Source organism: Paenibacillus sp. LX16 (assembly GCF_036252815.1).
In the GTDB taxonomy this organism is placed as follows: domain Bacteria; phylum Bacillota; class Bacilli; order Paenibacillales; family Paenibacillaceae; genus Paenibacillus; species Paenibacillus polymyxa_B.
On the sequence record NZ_CP141152.1, the window covers coordinates 4,376,403 to 4,400,424 of the forward strand.

Below are 24,022 nucleotides of genomic sequence, written 5' to 3' on the forward strand. Positions count from 1 at the left end.
ATCTAATCCAAAGATTTTCCATAGGCTGGTGGTGTAATGTACACATCACCTCTATGGTTAACCGAGCATAGAAAAACATCTTTAAAATCTTTGTGTCCCTTCGCTTGAATTTGATTCTTAAGCCAAAAACGGTTCATATCCATCCGTTCTAAATTTCGATCCAGCACCTTGCCATCCATGATTAATGGAATAGGCAGTCCCTCATATCTAAACTTTCCGCCAATTTGTGGAGAAGGATGAACTTTATTCACCTGGTGCTCTTTGTTTGTCCAATCTCTTGCTCTTAATTCCTGCTTTATTTTTTCATGTTCCGCTCCATCATAATCATCCTTGCCTATAACCGTTAGCTTACCTGTTGTTTCCAAAATAACATATTCAACTTCGTCCAGACTTTCTATATTTTGTTCTCGAAGTTGTAACAGCAAGTCATCTAAATTGTAGCGCTGCTTCGCCATTTCGTCCTTGTTTATTTGTCCATTGGAGTACAATACACTGGGCCGACCATCAAATAGTAAGCGTAGGCGCCGACTTTTCAGACTGAAATATGAAATCCCGATTTGCAAAATCAACAGCACTCCTAAAGGAATCAACCCTTCATAAAGTGGACGTTTTATATCCTCCAGGCTGAATACAGCAATTTCTGCAATCATAATGGATATGACGAGATCGAAAACAGACAATTTGCCGATCTCCCTTTTACCCATCAAGCGCATCACCAGATATACAATAAAATACATGAGCAGCGTCCGAAAAATATGAGCAAAAATATCGTGACTCAATATGTTCGCCTCCTCCCCTGTACTTGCAATAAGACATTAGTCGTTCATTGTACACGTATTCTGACCGTTCCTCACTTGGCTCATACAAAAAACAAAAGGCTAAATTATTGAAATAAAGAGAAAGACTGCTTGCGACTTGGTACTAAGCCGGAAGGCTTGGCCATAGAATGATAATAGTTCAAACCTTGGTACAGGAGGAATTATCAATGGAGCTCATTCGCCGCTGGTGTTCGTTTCGTCTGGCCCATCCCATTTTATCCGGCTTATTTTATGCTTTTGCATGGATGCTGCTTGGCGCATTGATTCTTTCACTACTCTTGTGGCTGACACAGATGCAGGAACAGGACTTATCATTGTATACGTACATCGTCCATGCATTCGCCATGCTATCTGGCGGCTTCGTCGCCGGTAAAAGATCCACAAACAAAGGCTGGTATCAAGGCGGTATTACAGGCATCCTGTATGGACTAATCGTTCTTCTGGTCGGTTTTCTGGCATTGGATGCGGGTATGAACGGCAAGGACCTGTTACACTTAGGTTTCGCGTTTGTCATAGGCGCAGGTGGTGGGATGTTTGGCATTAATCTCAACAAGTAATCAAAATGTTTGTATCCATGTAATAAAACAACACAAAAAAACCGAGCCTCCTCAAAGGCTCGGTTTTTGCATAACGGTCACCAGCATTTTACGATTTGGAAACAACTTCCTCAGATGCCGTGTCTTTTGCAATCGCGTTGCTGATTGCACTGCGGTCAAAGGTCAGCTTCGTGACATCATTCACACGCAAAACTACTACATCATCCGTAATCTCCATAATTGTACCGTGAAGACCTCCGATTGTAATTACTTTATCTCCCTTTTTCAAAGCTTGAAGCATCGTTTGACGCTGCTTTTGTTTTTTCTGATTCGGGCGAATCAGCAAGAAATAGAAGATTACAAACATCAGAGCCAGTGGCCAGATCATTTGAAAAAGTCCGCCAGTTCCACCGGGTGCAGCAGCGGCTGTAGCAAAATGAAACATGTTAAATCCCCCTTTCGTATACTCTCCCTAAAACTTAAAAACCTTTATCATTATCATGAAGACCGTACTGCTCAAAAAATTCATCTCGGAAATCAAGCAGCCTGTCATCCATAATCGCTTGTCTGACATTACGCATCAATTGTATTAAGAAATGCAAGTTATGATACGTTGTCAGTCGGAGCCCGAAGGTTTCATCCGCTTTAATCAAATGTCGCAAGTAAGCACGTGAATAATTGCGACAGGTATAACAATCACAAGCAGGATCGAGCGGGCCAAAATCGCTTGCATATTGGGCATTGCGAACGACAAGACGACCTTGGCTGGTCATCGTTGTCCCATTGCGAGCAATTCGCGTTGGAAGTACACAATCGAACATATCCACACCACGGATAGAGCCTTCAATCAAAGCATCAGGCGAACCCACGCCCATCAAATAACGTGGCTTGTTGGTAGGAAGCAGAGGAACCGTATAATCGAGCACTTCATACATCAAATGTTTCGGTTCACCTACGCTCAGTCCACCAATAGCATACCCCGGGAAATCCATGGAAGTCAAATCCGCAGCGCTTTGCTTGCGCAGATCTTCATGCATGCCTCCCTGAACAATGGCAAACAGACCTTGATCATGAGGACGCGCGTGTGCCTCTAGACAACGCTCAGCCCAACGGCTGGTGCGTTCCAGTGACTTTTTAACATACTCATATTCAGCCGGAAACGGCGGGCATTCATCGAAGGCCATCATAATATCTGAGCCAAGCGAGTTTTGAATTTCCATCGCCACTTCTGGTGAAAGAAACTTCTTATCTCCATTTAAATGAGAGCGAAAATGAACACCCTCCTCTGAAATTTTACGCATTTCACTTAAAGAAAACACCTGGAATCCGCCGCTGTCTGTTAAAATAGGGCGATCCCAATTCATAAACTTGTGCAGTCCACCCGCTTCACGAATAATATCGTGGCCGGGACGAAGAAACAAATGGTACGTGTTACTCAAAATAATTTGAGCATCCATCGCTTTCAGTTCCTCAGGACTCATCGTTTTAACAGTTGCTTGAGTTCCCACAGGCATAAAAGTTGGTGTCTCAATAACTCCGTGAGGTGTGTGTACACGCCCGAGACGGGCTCCCGATTGCTTGCAGGTTTTAATATGTTCGTATCTTATTGCAGGTGCCATATTTTCTCTACCATCCTTAATTAATAAATGAACATTGCGTCCCCAAAGCTGAAAAACCGATATTGTCGGTCAATTGCCTCCTGGTAAGCATGCATAATATTCTCCCTGCCCGCCAGTGCGCTGACCAGCATAACCAAGGTAGATTTAGGCAAATGAAAATTCGTAATCATCGCATCCACCACACGGAATTCATAGCCTGGATAAATAAAAATCTGTGTCCAGCCACTGCTGGCCTGCAGCACTCCATCTGCGAATGTATTGCCTACCGTCTCCAGCGTTCGGCAACTGGTTGTTCCCACTGCCACGATTCTCCCACCGCGCGCCTTGGTTGCATTAAGTACATCTGCCGTTTCCTGTGATAATGAATAATACTCTTCATGCATGACATGCTCTTCAATCGTATCCACAGACATCGGTCTGAACGTCCCTAAGCCAACATGAAGTGTGATAAAGGCAACGGTAACGCCCTTCTTTTTAATCTGGTCCAGCAATTCTTCTGTAAAATGCAGCCCTGCTGTTGGAGCCGCAGCCGAACCTTCATGCCGAGCATAAACGGTCTGATAACGCTCGCGGTCATCCAGTTGTTCCTTGATATACGGCGGAAGCGGCATCTGCCCCAGACGGTCCAAGATCTCCTGAAAAATACCGTCATATGAAAATGAAAGCACCCTTCCGCCCATATCTCCTTCTTCCTCAATTACTGCTTTCAGCTCATCACCGAAAACAATAACAGCACCCTTTTTTAGCTTTTTACCGGGTTTCACCAATGCTTCCCATCGGTCCCCTTGCAGTTGCTTAAGCAGCAAAACCTCAGCCTTAGCTCCTGTGTCTTCCTTGATGCCAAACAAGCGTGCAGGAATCACTCTCGTATCGTTTAACACCAGCGTATCCCCTGGTTGGAGATACTGCACAATATCCGAAAACGTATGATGACCCACTTCACCGTTATTTTTGTTTAGCGTCAGTAATCTGGAAGCGCTCCGATCAAGCAAAGGCGTCTGCGCAATTAATGTTTCAGGCAGTTCAAAATCGTAGTCGTTTACATTCATATATTGGTCAGTCCTTAACTATATCCACATTTTTGTAATAGTGTTGCAAAATTTTCTTGTAATCATACCCCTGCTCGGCCAAACCGTTGGCACCCCATTGGGATAAGCCCAAACCATGACCATTTCCTTTACCTGTAAAAATAAAGCTTTGTGTTTTGTCAATGACTCGTGCATGACGATCTTCATTCATGACGATCACCCCGTTACCACTTGAAGTACTGCTGCCAGATGCGGACAGGATTTGAGTAGCTTGTGTACCACTTACATGAGAAGTAGCCCCATCAGCGCCTAATACAGTATAACTTCCGGTACTCGCAATATCAAACAGTGTGCTCGGGAGTCCACCCATCGCTGAGCGAAACATATCCGGATATTTCACTTTCAAAGGGGATCCGTTCGCTTCAACCTCCAACACTCGCCCTGATGGACCACGTTTGGTGACATCGAGGTGATTAATAGAGGAAGGCACTGTGCCCGTTACTTTCCCTTGCAGGGATTTAGCAAGCTGAGCTGACGTAAAGGGCCCCCGCACCCATGCATAGTCTCCAGACTGAGGCACCTTTTCTAATACAATTATCTCTTCACCCGGCTGCGCCTTAGCTACTGGTGTAACCGTCGATTGGATTTGGGGAATAGGACGCACATTTGTATTTTCCGCAGTGACGGTGATTTTATCTAACCCCGCTTCTGTGACACCCTCCAGTTCCTTAGCATTATCCTCACGAATATACCCTGTCTTGCCACTGGAGAGAAGTACATGATACCATTCCTGTGCTCCTTTTTGCGCCGAAGTATCCCCCGAGCTGTCTACGCTGGCAAAGGCTTCGCCACCACTGTTCCACACCTCGGAAGCATCTGCTGTCACACCGCCCGCATTAGATGAAAATACAGCTTCGACCACTTTGCCGCCACTTTTAATGACTTCACCAGCTGTTGCATCTACAGCCTCATTGACATTGGCATGTTCCGAGCTCTTACCGTTGTAAGCCTGGCTTAACGTGCCATCTACCACATTGCCGATCTGAAACCGATTGCCTTGGGCAAGTGCGTAGCTACGGGCCGCTACCGCTTGAGCCTTGAGCGCTTCATCTGGCCATGAGGAATAGACCTCTGCTCCTACCACGGAATACAAATACTGCTCCAAAGGAACTTCGTTCACAAGCGCCAGCTGGCCTGACGTCATGCCAATCTCCATCTCGCCGCGATATGTACGCTGTGATCTTTCCATCACTTGTATTCCATCATTACCACCGTTGACAATTACCTTGCTATTATCAGAACCACTTAGCATGTAATGAGACATCACCTGCGAGCCAGTCGTGACTCCTGCTTCCTGTCTTATAATGAGGCCGGTTTGAGTGGCATTAACTTTAGACAGCGTGAGTCTCGGTTGCTTGCTCTCCAACTCAGTTTTCAAAGCCGACAGCTTGCTGTCATTACATTCTTCTCCAACCCATACAGCATACTGGCCTCTTGATTGAATCACAGTAAAAGCATCAAAGCCCGCCGCAGCTATTGTCGTTCGAACGAGATTAGCTTCCTGCTCGCTTCCGTAGCTGCCTGTGGACCAATGCTTGTTTCCCTTAACCTCGGCCTGTGCTCCGGTTGCGGAGGAAATCCGCTGTACAGCGGCCTGCGCAGACTGCTCACTAGCATATATTCCCGCGTACACTTGATACACAGAGCTACCATTTTTTGAACCGATAAAAACCGTAGGTTTATCATTAGTCTTTTGCAGAGCTTGGGCCGCTTTTATCGCCGCTGCTTCATTTCCTTCAAGTACCTTCACCCGATAGCTGTCTACACTAAAACGAGCCGTACTGTCTGGCAGTCCCATCCAATTTTGAAAACCGCTCCCACTGTTCTGTCCAACACTCAGACCTCCTGGTGATTTCAAGGTTACAGCGGGGACTGTCGCTTTATATTTGCTACCTAGATCCGCAAAAATCACTACACGAATATCCTCTTGGGCGGCAGCAGCGTGAACTCCCGAAGACCAAGGTATGCACACTGTAGCTAATACCATAATCGCTGCTGCTCGTTTGGCCCGGCCCATCCATGCACCGAAAATACTTTTTCGGTTAAATGCTTCTCCACTCATTTCTGGCTCCCCCAATCTAGCTGTCTAGCACTTATATTGCGTAATTTATCGGGATCTCGACCTTGTCTATCCCTTTAAATACATCGGCGGAATAAACTAAAATATGAACCCGCTCGAAACTTGCTTACACTCTTACTTCCCTTAATCATCCGTCAGCCGATACCGTATTTACCATACTTGCGTGTAACCATGCAATGATTTTTTGAAAAGTGCCTCATGTTTCCTAATCACCGTGGATCCGTTGGCATCGGGATTCCAAGGTGGCCATATGCCGCCGGAGTCACTGTTCGTCCCCGAGGTGTTCTTTGTAAAAGACCAATTTGTAACAAATAAGGCTCGTACACATCCTCAATTGTCTGGCTCTCCTCACCAATGGTTGCAGCAATTGTGTCCAATCCTACAGGCCCGCCCCGGAATGAATGAATCATGGCCTTAAGCATTTTATGATCAATTTCATCCAGCCCGAGTGGATCTATTTGAAGTCTCTTCAGCGCCTCTGCAGCCAACTCAGAATGAATAATACCGTCTCCGGCAACCTGGGCAAAATCACGTACCCTTTTTAACAGTCGGTTAGCAATGCGCGGGGTCCCCCGTGAACGCAATGCGATTTCCTCCGCCGCATCCCCAACAATCTCAATCTCCATAATATCCGCATTCCTGGACACGATGTAAGCCAGCTCGTCTGTCGTATAAAACTCTAATCGACTAATAACACCAAACCGGTCACGCAATGGCGCAGAGAGCAGCCCAGCACGCGTAGTGGCCCCTATAAGGGTAAAGGGTGGCAAATCCAGACGGACCGAACGTGCACTCGGGCCTTTGCCAATCATAATGTCCAGCGCAAAATCCTCCATCGCCGGATACATGACTTCTTCCACCGTACGATGAAGGCGATGAATCTCATCAATGAACAAAACATCACCCTCTTGAAGATTGGTCAGCAATGCTGCCAAATCTCCCGGTCTTTCAATTGCAGGACCTGAAGTCGTACGAAGATTAACCCCCAACTCATTGGCGATAATGTTAGCAAGAGTTGTTTTACCCAACCCAGGCGGTCCGTACAACAGTACATGGTCCAACGCTTCTTTACGCATTTTGGCCGCTTCAATATATACTTTCAGATTTTCCTTAACCTGATTTTGCCCGATATATTCATTAAGATAACGGGGGCGAAGGCTTAGCTCCGCCGTCTGGTCTTCCATCATCAAATTGGCGGAAATAATCCGGTCATCCATGTTCCATCGCTCCTCTTTTCACCAGACATTCGTTAACGGACATCAGCGTCCTATCCGGCAAACAACAGTTGCAAAGCCCGCTTCATCAAAATATCGGCAGATTCATCAGGTTTCGCATCTTTCTTCATTCTGCTCCATACTTTATCCAACTCAGTATCAGTATAACCGAGCGCCTTGAGCGCCTCACGGGCCTCGCTCCAATATGAACCTTCGCCTTCTTCTACGACAGGCTCAGCAAACAATCCGGTTGCCATCCCAAACGAGCCAATACCGTCCAGCTTGTCTTTCAAATCCAGAATCATACGTTGTGCCGTCTTTTTACCGATCCCCGGTAACTTGGTGAGAAATGTGATATTCTCCTGATAAATCGCCGTTACCACATGAGCAGGCGTACCGCCTCCTAAAATACCAAGCGCAACACGCGGTCCAATACCAGATACATCAATCAGTTTACGGAAAAGCTGCTGTTCCTCACGGGTCGCAAAACCGAACAGTAAAATAGCATCTTCCCTTACATGATGGTGAATGTAAATAACCACTGGACCTTCAGTTTTGGCGAACGCGTAAGGATTCGGACAAAATACCCGGTACCCTACACCCTGCACATCTAAAACGACATATTCATTTTCCAAATGGGCCACAGAACCACGCAAGAAATCTATCATTTTCGCAATACCTCATTTAATTTTGAATTTAGCCCATAGGAGTGCGCATGACAAATTGCCACCGCCAAAGCATCCGCTACATCGTCCGGTTTGGGCACAGCTTGAAGCTTTAGAAACATTCTAACCATTTCCTGTACCTGTTTCTTCTCTGCCTTACCATACCCTACAATAGCCTGCTTTACCTGCATCGGCGTGTATTCACCTATAGGCAAATTACGTTGTTTTGCAGCTAGTACCAGCACCCCACGTGCCTGACTTACAGACATAGCGGTTGTAACGTTGCGATTAAAAAAGAGCTTTTCCAGTGCTACCGCATCAGGCTTATATTTATCTATTAATTGCAACATGCCTTCATATACATGAAGCAGTCTTTCTTCTTCCGGTGTATGAGCCTCCGTCTGGATACAGCCATACTGCACAGGAACCACTTTACTGCCAATCTTGTCTACAAACCCGAAGCCCACAATAGCAATACCCGGATCAATTCCTAAAAAACGCAAAAAAATCTCTCCCCTATCGCTCAAACATGGCGTAACTAAACAATAGCCAGCGTTATCCTGAATATAATCATGGCTAAATATCATATAAAGCGAACATATGTGTCGTTCTTTTCATTATAACAAAACTTTGTATCTAATAGAGGAAAAAATTTAAACGTGAGTAAAAACATAAAAAGAGACGCTTCAAGCCTCACCTCATGGGCAAAGCCTAACGTCTCCGTAGTTACAATCAATAGTGCTGCTTTAATACTCTCTGTGTTCGCTCTACGGCAAAGTCACTAAAAGTGGAGATTACACTGTTATACTCATTTATATCCTGTACACGGATCCCCTGCTGAAGTTGTTTATACACCCCTTCTGGCAAGGCGGTCTCCATGGAACCCACATCCAATTGAAAAAAAGTGCGGATAACTTTTTCCTTTTTAGGTAGCCCCTCATACAATGTAAGCTGGCCGTCAGTGCTCAAACCCATATATCCACGCTCTTTGCATGACTCTGACAAGTCTTCCACCCTTCGCTCCAGCCACACCTCTCCTTTGGTATTAAGTCGTCCCTTCCAATCGGGATGCTGCTTCAGTAAGGTCTCTAGCTGCTGTGAACTTAGCGTTCCCAAGGAAAGTGTTTCCGTACCACACACGTAGGTGGTTAACAGACGGGTCTTCCTGCTTATACCGGAAGCACGAATACTTTGCAATAGCTGCATCTGTGAGGAGTGATCTTCAGTTGGGCTCAGATATGAAGCCTCATCCATGCCCTCCTCTGCCATGACGGTAGTAGCGAGTGGCTGTGACAACATGGCCTGCATATAATTCGAAAACAGAATACCCAACCCTGCCAGCAAACAAGCCGCACCAAAAATGCTACAGGCCCACACAGTTCTTCTCCACTGTTTCCAGCGCCGTTTCATCTGTTTTTTCCAACTTAATCGCTTCACAGTAATCCCTTCCGTCCCACTTTTTGTGTTAGTGTGACCTGGCGATTACTGATTTATACAAAAAGATATTAATATAACAAAAAAGCCGCTGCTTCCAGCGACTTTCCTTTTGAATCGGGATGACACGATTTGAACATGCGACCCCCTGGTCCCAAACCAGGTGCTCTACCAAGCTGAGCTACATCCCGAAATACATGCCGGTGAGAGGACTCGAACCTCCACGGTTTCCCTCACGATTTTGAGTCGCGCGCGTCTGCCAATTCCGCCACACCGGCTTATGAAGTTAATGGCGCGCCCTGAGAGATTCGAACTCCCGGCCTTTTGATTCGTAGTCAAACGCTCTATCCAGCTGAGCTAAGGGCGCAAATATGGAGCGGACGACGGGAATCGAACCCGCGACCCTCGCCTTGGCAAGGCGATGCTCTACCGCTGAGCCACGTCCGCAATATCATTATATCCATGACATATAAGTGCATGAATGGTGAGCCATGAAGGACTCGAACCTTCGACACCCTGATTAAAAGTCAGGTGCTCTACCAACTGAGCTAATGGCTCCCAACAGGATAATATAACTTTGTAAAAATGGCGGAACTGACGGGATTCGAACCCGCGATCTCCTGCGTGACAGGCAGGCATGTTAGGCCTCTACACCACAGTTCCATAGCAATTTACATTCAAAAGTTAATTGGTTGCGGGGGCAGGATTTGAACCTGCGGCCTTCGGGTTATGAGCCCGACGAGCTACCGAACTGCTCCACCCCGCGATAATATGAGGGACTGCTATTTAAGTAAATGGTGGAGGCTGAGGGGCTCGAACCCCCGACCCTCTGCTTGTAAGGCAGATGCTCTCCCAGCTGAGCTAAGCCTCCATATTACTTATGACCCGTAGGGGATTCGAACCCCTGTTACCTCCGTGAAAGGGAGGTGTCTTAACCCCTTGACCAACGGGCCATGCAATAAAATAATTCTGGCGGAGAGAGAGGGATTCGAACCCTCGAGACGCTTTTGGCGCCTACACGATTTCCAATCGTGCTCCTTCGGCCAACTCGGACACCTCTCCATATGGCTCCCCGAACAGGACTCGAACCTGTGACAACTCGATTAACAGTCGAGTGCTCTACCAACTGAGCTATCAGGGAATAATAATCATAAAGCTCTGCTTGGCGACGTCCTACTCTCCCAGGACCCTGCGGTCCAAGTACCATCGGCGCTGGAGGGCTTAACGGTCGTGTTCGGGATGGGTACGTGTGGAACCCCTCCGCTATCGCCACCAAACATGAATTTGCTGTGCAAATTCTACCGTACGGTTATTCGGTCCATCACTTATCGTGTGAATGAATAGCCATGCGCTTGTTGTATGTATTTCTACATACCTTCAAGGTTACACCCTGAAAACTGGATCCGAAACTTATTTGCGTTTTATTCTTTAGGATAAGCCCTCGACCGATTAGTATTGGTCAGCTCCATGCATTACTGCACTTCCACCCCCAACCTATCTACCTCGTCGTCTTCAAGGGGTCTTACATACTGGGAAATCTCATCTTGAGGGGGGCTTCACGCTTAGATGCTTTCAGCGCTTATCCCTTCCGTACATAGCTACCCAGCGGTGCTCCTGGCGGAACAACTGGTACACCAGCGGTACGTCCATCCCGGTCCTCTCGTACTAAGGACAGCTCCTCTCAAATTTCCTACGCCCACGACAGATAGGGACCGAACTGTCTCACGACGTTCTGAACCCAGCTCGCGTACCGCTTTAATGGGCGAACAGCCCAACCCTTGGGACCTACTTCAGCCCCAGGATGCGATGAGCCGACATCGAGGTGCCAAACCTCCCCGTCGATGTGGACTCTTGGGGGAGATAAGCCTGTTATCCCCAGGGTAGCTTTTATCCGTTGAGCGATGGCCCTTCCATGCGGTACCACCGGATCACTAAGCCCGACTTTCGTCCCTGCTCGACTTGTAGGTCTCGCAGTCAAGCTCCCTTCTGCCTTTGCACTCTTCGAATGATTTCCAACCATTCTGAGGGAACCTTGGGGCGCCTCCGTTACTCTTTAGGAGGCGACCGCCCCAGTCAAACTGCCCACCTGACACTGTCCTCGCACCGGTTTACGGTACCAAGTTAGAACCTAGATACGATCAGGGTGGTATCCCAAGGATGCCTCCCTTCAAGCTGGCGCTCAAAGTTCTACGGCTCCCACCTATCCTGTACAGATCGTACCCAAATTCAATATCAAGCTGCAGTAAAGCTCCATGGGGTCTTTCCGTCTTGTCGCGGGTAACCTGCATCTTCACAGGTATTAAAATTTCACCGGATCTCTCGTTGAGACAGCGCCCAAGTCGTTACGCCATTCGTGCGGGTCAGAATTTACCTGACAAGGAATTTCGCTACCTTAGGACCGTTATAGTTACGGCCGCCGTTTACTGGGGCTTCGGTTCATAGCTTCGCCCCGAAGGGCTTACCACTCCCCTTAACCTTCCAGCACCGGGCAGGCGTCAGCCCGTATACTTCGCCTTGCGGCTTCGCACAGACCTGTGTTTTTGCTAAACAGTCGCTTGGGCCTTTTCACTGCGGCCCCCTCGGGCTATTCACCCTACCGAGGCACCCCTTCTCCCGAAGTTACGGGGTCATTTTGCCGAGTTCCTTAACGAGAGTTCTTCCGCGCGCCTTAGAATTCTCTTCTCGCCTACCTGTGTCGGTTTGCGGTACGGGCACCTTCTCCTGGCTAGAGGCTTTTCTTGGCAGTCTGAGATCATGACCTTCGCTACTATAATTTTCGCTCCCCATCACAGCCCAGCCTTACGATGTGCGGATTTGCCTACACACCAGCCTCACTGCTTAGACGGACATCCATCAGTCCGCGTCACTACCCTACTGCGTCACCCCATCGCTCATAACGGATTACGGTGGTACAGGAATTTCGACCTGTTGTCCTTCGACTACGCCTATCGGCCTCGCCTTAGGTCCCGACTTACCCTGAGCGGACGAACCTTCCTCAGGAACCCTTAGGCTTTCGGCGGATCTGATTCTCACAGATCTTTTCGTTACTCATACCGGCATTCTCACTTGAATGCAGTCCAGCGCTCCTTACGGTACACCTTCAACCCGCATTCAACGCTCCCCTACCCCTGATGCAATGCATCAAGCCATAGCTTCGGTGGTGTGTTTAGCCCCGTTACATTTTCGGCGCAGAGTCACTCGACCAGTGAGCTATTACGCACTCTTTCAATGGTGGCTGCTTCTAAGCCAACATCCTGGTTGTCTGTGCAACTCCACATCCTTTCCCACTTAACACACACTTGGGGACCTTAGCTGATGGTCTGGGCTGTTTCCCTTTCGACAATGGATCTTAGCACTCACTGTCTGACTCCCGGAACTAAATCTATGGCATTCGGAGTTTGACTGAGCTTGGTAACCCTTGCGGGCCCCGCACCCAATCAGTGCTCTACCTCCACGATTCTTTTTTCCGAGGCTAGCCCTAAAGCTATTTCGGGGAGAACCAGCTATCTCCGGGTTCGATTGGAATTTCTCCGCTACCCCCACCTCATCCCCGCATTTTTCAACATGCGTGGGTTCGGGCCTCCAGTGCGTGTTACCGCACCTTCACCCTGGACAGGGGTAGATCACCCGGTTTCGGGTCTACGTCCACGTACTCATTCGCCCTATTCAGACTCGCTTTCGCTGCGGCTTCAGCTCTTCACCTTAACCTTGCACGGGAACGTAACTCGCCGGTTCATTCTACAAAAGGCACGCCATCACCCATAGATCGGGCTCTGACTTCTTGTAAGCACACGGTTTCAGGATCTATTTCACTCCCCTTCCGGGGTGCTTTTCACCTTTCCCTCACGGTACTGCTTCACTATCGGTCGCCAGGGAGTATTTAGCCTTGGCAGATGGTCCTGCCGGATTCATACGGGGTTTCACGTGCCCCGCACTACTCGGGATCCGTCTCGGAGAGAACAAGTTTTGAACTACAGGGCTTTTACCTTCTCTGGCGGGCCTTTCCAGACCTCTTCATCTAACCGGTTCCTTTGTAACTCCATGTGAGACGTCCCACAACCCCAAGGAGCAAGCTTCTTGGTTTGGGCTAATCCGCGTTCGCTCGCCGCTACTGACGGAATCACTATTGTTTTCTCTTCCTCAGGGTACTTAGATGTTTCAGTTCCCCTGGTCTGCCTCTATTCTGCCTATGTATTCAGCAGAAAGTGACTGTCGATGAAGACAGCCGGGTTTCCCCATTCGGACATCCCCGGATCAAAGCTTGCTTACAGCTCCCCGAGGCCTTATCGTTGTTCGCCACGTCCTTCGTCGGCTCCTGGCGCCTAGGCATCCTCCGTGTGCTCTTTGTAGCTTAACCTAGTATTTACATCGTAAATACGATTTGCTTTGAATTCCGGTTCAACACTTACGTGTGAATGAAATTCAAGGCAGCTACCTTTATTTCACTTGTTTACACAAGATCAGCTTAAAGGAATATTCTAAAACGCAATTTCGTTTCGGTATCCAGTTTTCAAGGTGCAATTCGCTTCATCGAAGCGAAACCCGATGAATATTTCGGTTCCACACGGATGTGTGAATGAAACATTCGTCGAAGCTTGAGAGTTTGAGCTCTCAAAACTGAGCAACGAGTGAGTAACAGGCCTAAACCTGAGTTTTGAAGCTAATGCTTCATATTTGAATGTTTCCGTTGCAGGAAACGATTCTCCATAGAAAGGAGGTGATCCAGCCGCACCTTCCGATACGGCTACCTTGTTACGACTTCACCCCAATCATCTACCCCACCTTCGGCGGCTGGCTCCCTTGCGGGTTACCCCACCGACTTCGGGTGTTGTAAACTCTCGTGGTGTGACGGGCGGTGTGTACAAGACCCGGGAACGTATTCACCGCGGCATGCTGATCCGCGATTACTAGCAATTCCGACTTCATGTAGGCGAGTTGCAGCCTACAATCCGAACTGAGACCGGCTTTTCTAGGATTGGCTCCACCTCGCGATTTCGCTTCCCGTTGTACCGGCCATTGTAGTACGTGTGTAGCCCAGGTCATAAGGGGCATGATGATTTGACGTCATCCCCACCTTCCTCCGGTTTGTCACCGGCAGTCTGCTTAGAGTGCCCAGCTTGACCTGCTGGCAACTAAGCATAAGGGTTGCGCTCGTTGCGGGACTTAACCCAACATCTCACGACACGAGCTGACGACAACCATGCACCACCTGTCTCCTCTGTCCCGAAGGAAAGGTCTATCTCTAGACCGGTCAGAGGGATGTCAAGACCTGGTAAGGTTCTTCGCGTTGCTTCGAATTAAACCACATACTCCACTGCTTGTGCGGGTCCCCGTCAATTCCTTTGAGTTTCAGTCTTGCGACCGTACTCCCCAGGCGGAATGCTTAATGTGTTAACTTCGGCACCAAGGGTATCGAAACCCCTAACACCTAGCATTCATCGTTTACGGCGTGGACTACCAGGGTATCTAATCCTGTTTGCTCCCCACGCTTTCGCGCCTCAGCGTCAGTTACAGCCCAGAGAGTCGCCTTCGCCACTGGTGTTCCTCCACATCTCTACGCATTTCACCGCTACACGTGGAATTCCACTCTCCTCTTCTGCACTCAAGCTCCCCAGTTTCCAGTGCGACCCGAAGTTGAGCCTCGGGATTAAACACCAGACTTAAAGAGCCGCCTGCGCGCGCTTTACGCCCAATAATTCCGGACAACGCTTGCCCCCTACGTATTACCGCGGCTGCTGGCACGTAGTTAGCCGGGGCTTTCTTCTCAGGTACCGTCACTCTTGTAGCAGTTACTCTACAAGACGTTCTTCCCTGGCAACAGAGCTTTACGATCCGAAAACCTTCATCACTCACGCGGCGTTGCTCCGTCAGGCTTTCGCCCATTGCGGAAGATTCCCTACTGCTGCCTCCCGTAGGAGTCTGGGCCGTGTCTCAGTCCCAGTGTGGCCGATCACCCTCTCAGGTCGGCTACGCATCGTCGCCTTGGTAGGCCTTTACCCCACCAACTAGCTAATGCGCCGCAGGCCCATCCACAAGTGACAGATTGCTCCATCTTTCCTCCTTCTCCCATGCAGGAAAAGGATGTATCGGGTATTAGCTACCGTTTCCGGTAGTTATCCCTGTCTTGTGGGCAGGTTGCCTACGTGTTACTCACCCGTCCGCCGCTAGGTTGTGTAGAAGCAAGCTTCTAAACAACCCCGCTCGACTTGCATGTATTAGGCACGCCGCCAGCGTTCGTCCTGAGCCAGGATCAAACTCTCCATTAAAGACCAACCGAAGTTGGTTTATAGAAAGAGCGATAAGCTCATTTTGAAACTGACGAGATAAAAATATCTCTTGTTTGATTTTGCGAACAAAATCGTTTTACTCACTCGTTGTTCAGTTTTCAAAGATCAAACTTGCATAATGTCTCACTTTGTTTCACCACCGCATCTCAGCGGCGACTTAAATAATATATCATGTTTTCTAGGTCTTTGCAACACTTTTTTTCAAAAGAATTTTTTAATCAATTCTACTTTATTTTCGTGTTGCTAACTATCTTGTAAAAGACAGCTATAAGAATATACCACAAAATTACGATAAAAGGCAACACCTTTTTTAATTTTTTTCTCATCTTTAAAATCACTGCATTTAAATAAAGAGACCATTATTCCCACAAGCAGAATAACAGTCTCTTTAACATTCATTTCTTTCTCTTAATGAATAATAAAGCCGGGGCACTACTAGGAGGTCCCTCTCTTTTTACATTTAGTCACGTCAGTCCTTAATCCATGGATTTTTACGCGAACGAGCATTATAGGATGAGGAACGGGGTTCTCCTCCACTTGAATTACGGGATTTTTGCTTCTTATTGCTAGCATTTTTACTGGAAACCTTGGCTTTGGACGTCTCTTCTTTGGATGTACTGCCAGAACCGTCTTTTGATTTATCTTTACGCACGCTACGATCCTTTGGTTTAGAAGAAGAAACAACTTCATTTTGGGATGCAATAGTCAGATTGTTACCCATCTCCTGCGCTCCTGGAATTGCTGGTGCCGACTGGACGTTCTCTTCCCGGCATCCACAGTCTGGCATAAACATATAGGGGGTTGTATATCCCTCTAATGGATACATAGGTGCATTCCCATGCGCAAACGGATGATAAGGGGAATTCGCAGATTGTTGTCCTTGTAGCTGGCTATAGTCGGACACGTTTCCACCCGCAGGCAAACCATATTGAGATCCTCCCCATGCCTGGCTCCATTGACTGCCCTGTACTGTACTCTCTGGATACTGCTGTGGATGCCCTTGATGGATAAATGGAGGATAGACAGGGTAGGATGCATTTTCAGACGCCTCATGACTCGGATAATATCCGGGGGCGCAGCAATCTGAATAGGCAGGATAAGGTGTTGGATGGGCATTTATGGGTGATGTCTGCACAGGCCCCCAGCACCACGGATGCTCACAGTCATGATGATAGCCCTGATCAGAAACTACAGTAGGAGAGGCATATTCTGCTAAGGAGGTATTTATAGGCGCATTCCCCAAAGTTTGAGGAGACTCAATCCCCGGATACCACGAGTTCGGCATTGCATTTATTTGTGGGCTATAATCAAATGCCGGCTGTTGTATCGGCCACTCGGAATTTACCATCGGCTCCGATTTTGTGCAGCCGCAAAATTTCTCAGCTACAGGTTGCTTCACAATAGTTGTAGGAAGCTGTGGCTTAGATGCGATGGGTTGGGTAACTATAGGTTGCATTTGAGGTGGAGCAGGTGGAGTAACTATGGGCTGCATTTGAGGTGGAGCAGGATTTACGGGTGCCATAGGAACTTCAGGCAGTTTTAATTCAGGAAGCTTAGGAGGATTTACTGTTTCTTTTGGCTGTGTCATCTCTTCTTTAGGGCTAGGCATATTCTCCTGCTTAGGCTGCGTCAACTCCGCCTTGGGCTGGGTAAGTTCTTGCTTGGTTGGAGATTCAGGTTTAGGCTGTGTCATCTCTTCTTTGACTGCGGTATTTTTTTTATTCTCAGTAAAATCAGACGCCTCTTCTTTGTAGTGTGGAATATTAACTGTTTCTCCAACCAAAAGTGCGTTCGGGTTTTTAAGCTGGGGATTGGCATCAATAATTAGCTTAAGCGGTACATTCCACGCCTTGGACAACTTCCACAATGAATCTCCTTGCTTAACCTTGTGTTGATATACCGTTGACGGCTGTGTTTCCATCGTAACAGGGTCTGTTGGAATTTTAATTTTCTCGCCGATGCTCAACTGATTAGGGTCTGCCAATTGGGGATTGGCGGCAATAACTTTCTCCAGCGTCACATTATACTTCTGTGCCAGCAAGTACAGAGTGTCACCTTTTTTGACGATGTGTATTTTCACAGGTCACAAACCTCCTAGACTTTCGTTCGGGCGGGATAAACGCCCGGCTTCTGTTATTACATCCTATGCACCTCCCGGGCGAATGACCCCATACAAACAAAAAAATCCTCTCAACCGAATACTCTCACGAGCATTCAGTTAAAAGGATTCGGTTTTATTTAGTCCTGCCACACTTTGTAGCCATCCTGATCCACGATCTTCCGGAACTCAGCCAGAAGCTCCAAAGTCACTGGGCCAGCAACGCCGGAGCCGATCGTACGACCATCCACTTCATAAGCTGCAATAACTTCTGCCGCAGTTCCTGTAAAAAACACCTCGTCCGCAACATAAACATCATGCAGTGTAAAAGGTTGTTCCTTAAGGGGGTATCCAAGCTTAGCACACAAATCGATAATAGCATTACGAGTAATCCCTTCAAGCGCCCCCAAATAGCAAGGAGGTGTATATAACACTCCGTTTTTGACAATGAAAATGTTGTCCGCAGAGCCTTCCGTCACATACCCTTGGGAATTGAGCATAATAGCCTCACCTACACCAGCATAGTTAGACTGGATCTTCACGAGGATATTGTTGAGATAGTTCAATGATTTAATCTTCGGATTCAAAGCATCTGGGATGTTGCGACGCTGAGAGACAGAAATTGTCTTCAGGCCAGTCAAGTAAGCTTCTTCCGGGTAAATGGCGAGCTGCTCCACGATAATGATGACACTCGCCTTCGCACAACGAAGAGGATCTAAACCTAGATTCCCTGCACCTCGGGATACAATCAGACGGATATATCCGTTACGCATTTCGTTAAGACGAATCGTTTCAGCCATTGCTTCCAACATCTCATCAGGAGACAGCGGAATGTTTAACTGAATGGATTTCGCAGAATCATACAGACGCTCCAAGTGCTCCTTACATTTAAAAATATTCCCGTTATAGATACGAATGCCCTCAAATATACCGTCTCCGTACAAGAATCCATGATCATATACGGAAACCTTTGCGTTTTCCTTAGTCACATGCTGCCCATCCAGATAGATCCATTGTTCTGCCATTAAAACCACACCTCCGATTAATGTTCCTTTAAAATAGGTTCGATCGCTGCTTCAACATACTTGTAGCTTGGATAAGAGCCAAGAATACGTACATGGCACCCCAAAGCCTCGATCTCTGCAAAGGCTGCCGGAAGCAGAACGGAATGCAGAGATTCCAAAACTTCAATGTAAAAATAATAATTCCCCAATTGCTTTTTGGTCGGACGCGATTCAATACGCGACAGATTTAACCTGCGCCATGCAAATGCAGATAAAACCTGATGCAGCGCTCCCGGGAAATCCTGCGGCGGCGTGACCAAAATACTGGTTCGCTGACCTTCAGGCGTACCCGGGAGACTTATAGGTTGATGGCCGATCAAGACAAAGCGGGTAAAGTTGTTATCGTGATCCGTTACTTTGCTGGCCAAAATATCCAATCCGTGTTTAGCAGCCGCAAGCTTGGTTCCGAGAGCGGTCCAGCCTTTACCGGGGTTATGTTTAACAATTTCGACGGCTTCTGCCGTACTTCCTGCACTCTCCAGCTCGGCCTGAGGAGCGGAAGACTTTATGAATTCTTTACACTGGGGAAGCGCTACAGGATGAGACATAATTTTGACCACTTTGCTCAAATCCAGCTTGTCCTGATTATCAATAAATTCACTACGATGTCCAATAAGATTTTGAATTGAAGGATATACCCATTCCGCTTGCATTTGAATGTCTACTTCATGTACAAGCCAATCCATATGCAAACTTACAGAGCCATCAATCGTATTTTCAATGGGAATTACACTATAGTCTGCCTGTCCCTTGTCTACTGCCTGAAATACGTCCGCAATATGCTTGTAAAACAGTAATTCATGGGGCGTATCTCCTAACAAATACTTAATCGCTTCATGAGAAACGGTCCCCTCAGGAAGAAGTGCAATTCGTTTCATATCGTAAGTTCCCCTTTAATCATATCCATAAAAGGGAGTGTATTCCCTTCTGTATATACTTTAACTCCTTCACTCTCAGGGCGCAATTTTAAAACAGAAGCAGTGACCCCCTCTTTGTTCATAGTATCCGTTAAATACTGCTCCAACTCCGCTTTCCGATTCTCCCGTTGATCCGTCAATGCCAGCAGCGTCGGTCCAGCCCCACTGAGAGCCACACCCAAGGCACCATAATGGTGCGCATCCTGCAGGATCTCTGTCATACCCGGCACAAGCGCCGCACGGTAAGGCTGATGAAGCTGATCACGCATCGCTTCGGCAATTAAATCGGTTCTTCCCGACGCCAATGCTGCTACCAGCATGGAAGCATGACTTATATTATATACGGCATCCTTCAATGATACATGCGCGGGTAGAACCTCTCTGGCTTTCGACGTGGACAGCTGAAAATCTGGAATAACTACCATAACCTCCAGATTGGCATCTGGTTCAAGCCGTAAATGCCTAGCATGCTCGCCGTCCCACATCGCTGTAATAATACCACCAAACAAGGAAGCTCCAACATTGTCCGGATGTTTTTCAATGGCGCTTGCCATATCGAACAGCTTGGAAGGCGGCAAAGGTGAGCCAATCAACGTATTGGCAGCGACCAAGGCGCCCACAATGGCAGAAGCACTGCTGCCCAAACCACGAGTGAGTGGAATATCCGAGTACATCGAAATATCGAGCTCAGGAACAGATACACCTGCTTCCCGAAAAACCATTTGTGCTACCTTGAAAATCAGATTAGTTTTATCTTGGGGAACACCAATCATTTCATCTCCGTATAAATGAAAAGCCGTCTGTTCGGCCTCCTTTATTTCAATCCATGCATATAAGGACAATGCCATGCCCAATGTATCAAAGCCGGGACCCAAGTTGGCCGTACTCGCAGGCACACGCACTCTTGCTGTTTTTTTTAAAACGGTCATACAGACAATTCCTCCTGCTTTTATTGACTATCCCTCTACTCGATATACGCTCTTGATGCGACGGATGACGTCTAAAGTTTCAAAATGCTCCAAAACCTTTTTCATACTCGCTTTACTGGCTAAATGAGTCACGATAATAATTTCAGCATCGGGGTTAACCTCATTCGGTTGTTGCACAACAGATGCCAGACTGACATTAAATTCAGCAAACACTTGCGTAATCCGTGCCAACACCCCTGCTTTATCATCCACATGCAGAAGCACGAAGTTTTTGAAATACACATCTTCGTCGCTACTAATTTTTTTAGGGTTGTAAGGAACGATGGCTTTAAGCCCATTAACGCCAAGTTTAAGATTCTTTACTACAGCTACTAAATCGGCTACAACCGATGTTGCCGTCGGCATTTCACCTGCACCCGCACCATAAAACATGGTTTCACCCACTGCTTCACCATGCACATACACCGCGTTGAATACCCCGTTCACCGAAGCCAATGGATGCTGCTTGCGTACCATGGTCGGCTGAACGTTAATGGTAAATTCATCACCCTGACGCTCTGCAATGCCGAGCAATTTCATTTCATATCCTAGTTTTTTAGCAAAAGCAATATCTTCACTGGTTACCTTTGAAATACCGCTGACACTTACATCCTTGAGCTCTACATTAGAGCGGAAACCAAGCGTGCCAAGAATTGCCATTTTACGAGCTGCATCCAGTCCTTCCACGTCTGAAGTCGGATCGGATTCAGCATACCCAAGCTCCTGCGCTTCCTTGAGAACTTCCTCGTACGAGGCCCCTTCCTGACTCATTTTTGTTAAAATAAAGTTTGTCGTACCGTTCACAATCCCCATAATGCGGGTAATACGGTCGGAGGAGAACCCTTCAATGAGTGTACGAATAATCGGGATACCACCTGCTACACTAGCTTCATAAAAAATATCACATTGCTTTTCCTGCGCCTTTGCTAATACTTCAGAACCGTGCAAAGCCATTAAGTCCTTGTTAGCTGTTACGATGTGTTTACCCCGCTCCAGCGCTTCAAGAATGTACTCCTTCGTCTGATCAACCCCGCCCATAACTTCGATAATCACATCAATTTCAGGGTCTCGAATAACTTCCCATGGGTCCTCAGTAAGCTTGGCCGTGTCCACTTCAATGGAACGATATTTTTCTATGTTTTTTACAGCTATTTTTTCAATGATGATCGGTGAACCGACTTGTCTGCTCAAATCTTCCTGATTGCCTTCTACGATTCGAACGACTCCCGTTCCTACCGTCCCCAAACCTAACAATCCTACTTTGACCGGTTTCATCCATTCCCCTCCCGCGAACTTATGTCTAATGAACTGAATTGCCTTAACCTTGCCCAATCAGGCGAACACGTTTGACTCCAGAGATGTCCTCCAAGCCCTCCAGTAGAACACCCAACTCTTCACTGAGTCTGGACATTTCTACCGAGATAACTACGTTGGCTCTGCCTTGCAGTGGAATACTTTGCTGGATCGTCAGCACATTGCCTCCGAAATCAGCCACTCTGCCAAGCACCCTGGACAACATTCCGGATTGATGCTCTAAATCAATAGAGATATTGACAATTCGCTCACGCTCCAGCTGGTTAACCAAATGTATGCCATCCTTATATTTATAAAAGGCGCTTCGGCTTAGCCCAACTTGCTCCACGGCATCATGCACGGTTTTAACATCTCCTGAAGCCAGCAGCAGTTTCACCTGTATAGTCTTAACAATAGCTTCAGGCAAAATATCTTCCCGTACCAAGTAATAGCGCTCTTTCAAGAACGTCCTCTCCTCAAAGACTTATGTTTTTGTATAGAGGACATTATATCGAAACTCATGAAAATCGGCAAGCTAACATTGCAAAAAACGGCTACTGCCTCTATAGAATTTCCCATAGTACAGTAACCGTTCAGGTTTTAGACCTTTATTTGATTTTTAGTAGTAGCTGCTGCCTTCAACAAATTCGAACTCGAAATCAGCAATGCGTACAGATGTACCATCTTTGGCGCCACGCTTGCGTAACTCAGCATCCACACCCATATGGCGTAACGTTCTTGCTAATTTTAAAATGGCATCATGCGAGTTCAACTGCATGCGCTTCATCATGCGCTCAATTTTAGGGCTATGCACCACGAATGTGTCGTTTTCGCGCACAATTGTAAAGCCATCGTCTTCTGCTGTATCCAGCTTAAATACCTTACGTTCATTGACTTCTGCTACTTCCTCAACAACCGGCTCGTCCGGTATTTGATCCAGCAAATCAGCAGCCCGGTAGAGCAGTTCCTTTACACCTTGACGTGTCAGTGAGGAAATAGGCATGATTTCAAGATCAGGACGTATAGAAGCAATCTGCTCTTTGAAGTGAGCCAGGTTTTCTTCAGCTTCTGGCATATCCATTTTATTGGCCGCCACAATTTGCGGACGCTCAGCCAATGCTGCATTATATTGCTTTAATTCGTCGTTAATTTTAGTCCAATCTTCAAACGGGTCACGTCCTTCGGAGCCCGCCATATCCACGACATGGATAATAATACGCGTCCGCTCAATGTGCCGCAGAAATTCATGTCCCAGCCCAATACCTTCATGAGCTCCTTCAATCAAACCAGGCAAATCCGCCATCACAAAATTACGATGATCACCCACATCCACAACACCCAAATTCGGAGTAATCGTTGTAAAGTGGTATGCCCCAATTTTCGGTTTTGCGGAAGATACAACCGACAACAAGGTAGACTTCCCTACACTAGGGAAACCGACCAAGCCTACGTCAGCCATTACTTTTAACTCCAGCGTGATATAACGTTCTTGTCCCTCTGCACCGTTCTCAGCCAACTCAGGCGCTGGATTACTCGGCGTAGCAAAACGGATGTTCCCACGTCCTCCGCGTCCTCCTTTAGCTACGACGACTTGTTGACCATGACGTGTCATATCTGCTACTACTTCACCAGTATCATCATCTATGATGACCGTTCCCGGTGGTATACGTACGATCATGTGCTCCGCATTGGCTCCGTGTTGGCTTTTGTTGCGACCTTTTACTCCACGCTGGGCTTTAAAATGACGTTGGTACCGAAAATCCATCAAGGTACGCAAACCCTCATCTACACGGAAAATTACGTCTCCACCGTTCCCTCCGTCACCACCACCTGGGCCACCTTCAGGAACGTATTTCTCACGGCGAAACGCAATTAATCCGTCTCCACCGTCACCGCCTTTAACAAAAATCTTCGCTTTATCTACAAACATGGTTACACCTT

The 24,022-nt window shown here is 47.4% G+C and carries 17 protein-coding genes, 11 tRNA genes and 3 rRNA genes; 1 reads left to right on the plus strand and 30 read right to left on the minus strand.

Annotation, left to right across the window (positions count from 1 at the left end; all coding sequences use genetic code 11):
- Positions 1–2: 2 nt before the first annotated feature.
- Positions 3–779: a DUF421 domain-containing protein gene (locus tag T3H97_RS19505; RefSeq protein ID WP_328800624.1), complete on the minus strand. Its 777-nt coding sequence runs from the start codon at positions 777–779 to the stop codon at positions 3–5.
- 206 nt (positions 780–985) lie between these two features.
- On the opposite strand from T3H97_RS19505, the gene T3H97_RS19510 reads away from it, so the two are divergent.
- Positions 986–1,375: a TIGR04086 family membrane protein gene (locus T3H97_RS19510; RefSeq protein ID WP_061829378.1), complete on the plus strand. Its 390-nt coding sequence runs from the start codon at positions 986–988 to the stop codon at positions 1,373–1,375.
- An 88-nt stretch (positions 1,376–1,463) separates the two neighbouring features.
- On the opposite strand, the gene yajC is transcribed toward T3H97_RS19510, so the two are convergent.
- From yajC to obgE, 29 genes are all read right to left on the minus strand, one after another.
- The gene (gene yajC / locus T3H97_RS19515) at positions 1,464–1,799 is read right to left on the minus strand and encodes a preprotein translocase subunit YajC (protein ID WP_061829379.1); all 336 of its coding nucleotides are present in this window, start codon (positions 1,797–1,799) and stop codon (positions 1,464–1,466) included.
- A 34-nt stretch (positions 1,800–1,833) separates the two neighbouring features.
- Positions 1,834–2,973, minus strand: coding sequence for a tRNA guanosine(34) transglycosylase Tgt (tgt, locus tag T3H97_RS19520; RefSeq protein ID WP_039275028.1), 1,140 nt, complete (start codon positions 2,971–2,973; stop codon positions 1,834–1,836).
- 20 nt (positions 2,974–2,993) lie between these two features.
- Positions 2,994–4,022, minus strand: coding sequence for a tRNA preQ1(34) S-adenosylmethionine ribosyltransferase-isomerase QueA (gene queA, locus T3H97_RS19525; RefSeq protein ID WP_061829380.1), 1,029 nt, complete (start codon positions 4,020–4,022; stop codon positions 2,994–2,996).
- Positions 4,023–4,029: 7 nt separating this feature from the next.
- On the minus strand, positions 4,030–6,123 hold the full coding sequence (locus tag T3H97_RS19530; RefSeq protein WP_328800625.1) for a SpoIID/LytB domain-containing protein: 2,094 nt from the start codon (positions 6,121–6,123) through the stop codon (positions 4,030–4,032).
- Between the two features lie 227 nt (positions 6,124–6,350).
- On the minus strand, positions 6,351–7,358 hold the full coding sequence (ruvB, locus tag T3H97_RS19535) for a Holliday junction branch migration DNA helicase RuvB (protein ID WP_023989937.1): 1,008 nt from the start codon (positions 7,356–7,358) through the stop codon (positions 6,351–6,353).
- Positions 7,359–7,408: 50 nt separating this feature from the next.
- The gene (gene ruvA, locus T3H97_RS19540) at positions 7,409–8,023 is read right to left on the minus strand and encodes a Holliday junction branch migration protein RuvA (protein ID WP_311079489.1); all 615 of its coding nucleotides are present in this window, start codon (positions 8,021–8,023) and stop codon (positions 7,409–7,411) included.
- Positions 8,020–8,523 carry a crossover junction endodeoxyribonuclease RuvC gene (gene ruvC, locus T3H97_RS19545; protein ID WP_025716926.1) on the minus strand — a complete coding sequence of 168 codons (504 nt, stop codon included), beginning with the start codon at positions 8,521–8,523 and terminating at the stop codon, positions 8,020–8,022. Before ruvC ends, ruvA begins: the two co-directional genes overlap by 4 nt.
- Before the next feature lie 229 nt (positions 8,524–8,752).
- Positions 8,753–9,457: a BofC C-terminal domain-containing protein gene (locus T3H97_RS19550; RefSeq protein ID WP_328800626.1), complete on the minus strand. Its 705-nt coding sequence runs from the start codon at positions 9,455–9,457 to the stop codon at positions 8,753–8,755.
- Between the two features lie 114 nt (positions 9,458–9,571).
- Positions 9,572–9,645: transfer RNA gene (locus tag T3H97_RS19555), tRNA-Pro, on the minus strand.
- Positions 9,646–9,652: 7 nt separating this feature from the next.
- A tRNA-Leu gene (locus T3H97_RS19560) sits at positions 9,653–9,732 on the minus strand.
- A gap of 12 nt (positions 9,733–9,744) precedes the next feature.
- Positions 9,745–9,821, minus strand: a tRNA-Arg gene (locus T3H97_RS19565).
- Between the two features lie 5 nt (positions 9,822–9,826).
- Positions 9,827–9,901: transfer RNA gene (locus T3H97_RS19570), tRNA-Gly, on the minus strand.
- A 35-nt stretch (positions 9,902–9,936) separates the two neighbouring features.
- Positions 9,937–10,012: transfer RNA gene (locus T3H97_RS19575), tRNA-Lys, on the minus strand.
- 28 nt (positions 10,013–10,040) lie between these two features.
- Positions 10,041–10,117, minus strand: a tRNA-Asp gene (locus T3H97_RS19580).
- 26 nt (positions 10,118–10,143) lie between these two features.
- Positions 10,144–10,220: transfer RNA gene (locus T3H97_RS19585), tRNA-Met, on the minus strand.
- A 29-nt stretch (positions 10,221–10,249) separates the two neighbouring features.
- Positions 10,250–10,325: transfer RNA gene (locus tag T3H97_RS19590), tRNA-Val, on the minus strand.
- Between the two features lie 10 nt (positions 10,326–10,335).
- Positions 10,336–10,407: transfer RNA gene (locus T3H97_RS19595), tRNA-Glu, on the minus strand.
- Between the two features lie 17 nt (positions 10,408–10,424).
- Positions 10,425–10,516: transfer RNA gene (locus tag T3H97_RS19600), tRNA-Ser, on the minus strand.
- A 3-nt stretch (positions 10,517–10,519) separates the two neighbouring features.
- A tRNA-Asn gene (locus tag T3H97_RS19605) sits at positions 10,520–10,595 on the minus strand.
- A 19-nt stretch (positions 10,596–10,614) separates the two neighbouring features.
- Positions 10,615–10,731 (minus strand): 5S ribosomal RNA (gene rrf / locus T3H97_RS19610).
- Between the two features lie 152 nt (positions 10,732–10,883).
- Positions 10,884–13,811, minus strand: a 23S ribosomal RNA gene (locus T3H97_RS19615).
- A gap of 353 nt (positions 13,812–14,164) precedes the next feature.
- A 16S ribosomal RNA gene (locus tag T3H97_RS19620) occupies positions 14,165–15,720 on the minus strand.
- The 16S, 23S and 5S rRNA genes sit together here with 11 tRNA genes alongside, the layout of an rRNA operon.
- Positions 15,721–16,210: 490 nt before the next feature.
- Positions 16,211–17,821: a LysM peptidoglycan-binding domain-containing protein gene (locus T3H97_RS19625; RefSeq protein ID WP_328800627.1), complete on the minus strand. Its 1,611-nt coding sequence runs from the start codon at positions 17,819–17,821 to the stop codon at positions 16,211–16,213.
- Between the two features lie 158 nt (positions 17,822–17,979).
- Complete coding sequence (gene ilvE, locus T3H97_RS19630; RefSeq protein WP_025722735.1) at positions 17,980–18,864, minus strand: branched-chain-amino-acid transaminase; 885 nt, start codon at positions 18,862–18,864, stop codon at positions 17,980–17,982.
- A 17-nt stretch (positions 18,865–18,881) separates the two neighbouring features.
- Positions 18,882–19,781: a prephenate dehydratase gene (pheA, locus tag T3H97_RS19635; protein ID WP_328800628.1), complete on the minus strand. Its 900-nt coding sequence runs from the start codon at positions 19,779–19,781 to the stop codon at positions 18,882–18,884.
- Positions 19,778–20,749 (minus strand): homoserine kinase, encoded by a 972-nt coding sequence (gene thrB / locus T3H97_RS19640; RefSeq protein WP_328800629.1) that lies wholly within the window; start codon positions 20,747–20,749, stop codon positions 19,778–19,780. Before thrB ends, pheA begins: the two co-directional genes overlap by 4 nt.
- Before the next feature lie 27 nt (positions 20,750–20,776).
- The gene (locus tag T3H97_RS19645; RefSeq protein ID WP_274482419.1) at positions 20,777–22,063 is read right to left on the minus strand and encodes a homoserine dehydrogenase; all 1,287 of its coding nucleotides are present in this window, start codon (positions 22,061–22,063) and stop codon (positions 20,777–20,779) included.
- 43 nt (positions 22,064–22,106) lie between these two features.
- Positions 22,107–22,544 carry an ACT domain-containing protein gene (locus T3H97_RS19650; RefSeq protein WP_013311587.1) on the minus strand — a complete coding sequence of 146 codons (438 nt, stop codon included), beginning with the start codon at positions 22,542–22,544 and terminating at the stop codon, positions 22,107–22,109.
- A gap of 156 nt (positions 22,545–22,700) precedes the next feature.
- Positions 22,701–24,011 carry a GTPase ObgE gene (obgE, locus tag T3H97_RS19655; protein ID WP_328800630.1) on the minus strand — a complete coding sequence of 437 codons (1,311 nt, stop codon included), beginning with the start codon at positions 24,009–24,011 and terminating at the stop codon, positions 22,701–22,703.
- Positions 24,012–24,022: the final 11 nt, after the last annotated feature.

Bases quoted from the DNA above. Each gene is read 5' to 3' on its own strand.
- T3H97_RS19510 (WP_061829378.1), top strand. From the start codon at position 986: ATGGAGCTCATTCGCCGCTGGTGTTCGTTTCGTCTGGCCCATCCCATT.
- yajC (WP_061829379.1), bottom strand. From the start codon at position 1,799: ATGTTTCATTTTGCTACAGCCGCTGCTGCACCCGGTGGAACTGGCGGA.
- tgt (WP_039275028.1), bottom strand. From the start codon at position 2,973: ATGGCACCTGCAATAAGATACGAACATATTAAAACCTGCAAGCAATCG.
- queA (WP_061829380.1), bottom strand. From the start codon at position 4,022: ATGAATGTAAACGACTACGATTTTGAACTGCCTGAAACATTAATTGCG.
- T3H97_RS19530 (WP_328800625.1), bottom strand. From the start codon at position 6,123: ATGAGTGGAGAAGCATTTAACCGAAAAAGTATTTTCGGTGCATGGATG.
- ruvB (WP_023989937.1), bottom strand. From the start codon at position 7,358: ATGGATGACCGGATTATTTCCGCCAATTTGATGATGGAAGACCAGACG.
- ruvA (WP_311079489.1), bottom strand. From the start codon at position 8,023: ATGATAGATTTCTTGCGTGGTTCTGTGGCCCATTTGGAAAATGAATAT.
- ilvE (WP_025722735.1), bottom strand. From the start codon at position 18,864: ATGGCAGAACAATGGATCTATCTGGATGGGCAGCATGTGACTAAGGAA.
- pheA (WP_328800628.1), bottom strand. From the start codon at position 19,781: ATGAAACGAATTGCACTTCTTCCTGAGGGGACCGTTTCTCATGAAGCG.
- thrB (WP_328800629.1), bottom strand. From the start codon at position 20,749: ATGACCGTTTTAAAAAAAACAGCAAGAGTGCGTGTGCCTGCGAGTACG.
- T3H97_RS19645 (WP_274482419.1), bottom strand. From the start codon at position 22,063: ATGAAACCGGTCAAAGTAGGATTGTTAGGTTTGGGGACGGTAGGAACG.
- obgE (WP_328800630.1), bottom strand. From the start codon at position 24,011: ATGTTTGTAGATAAAGCGAAGATTTTTGTTAAAGGCGGTGACGGTGGA.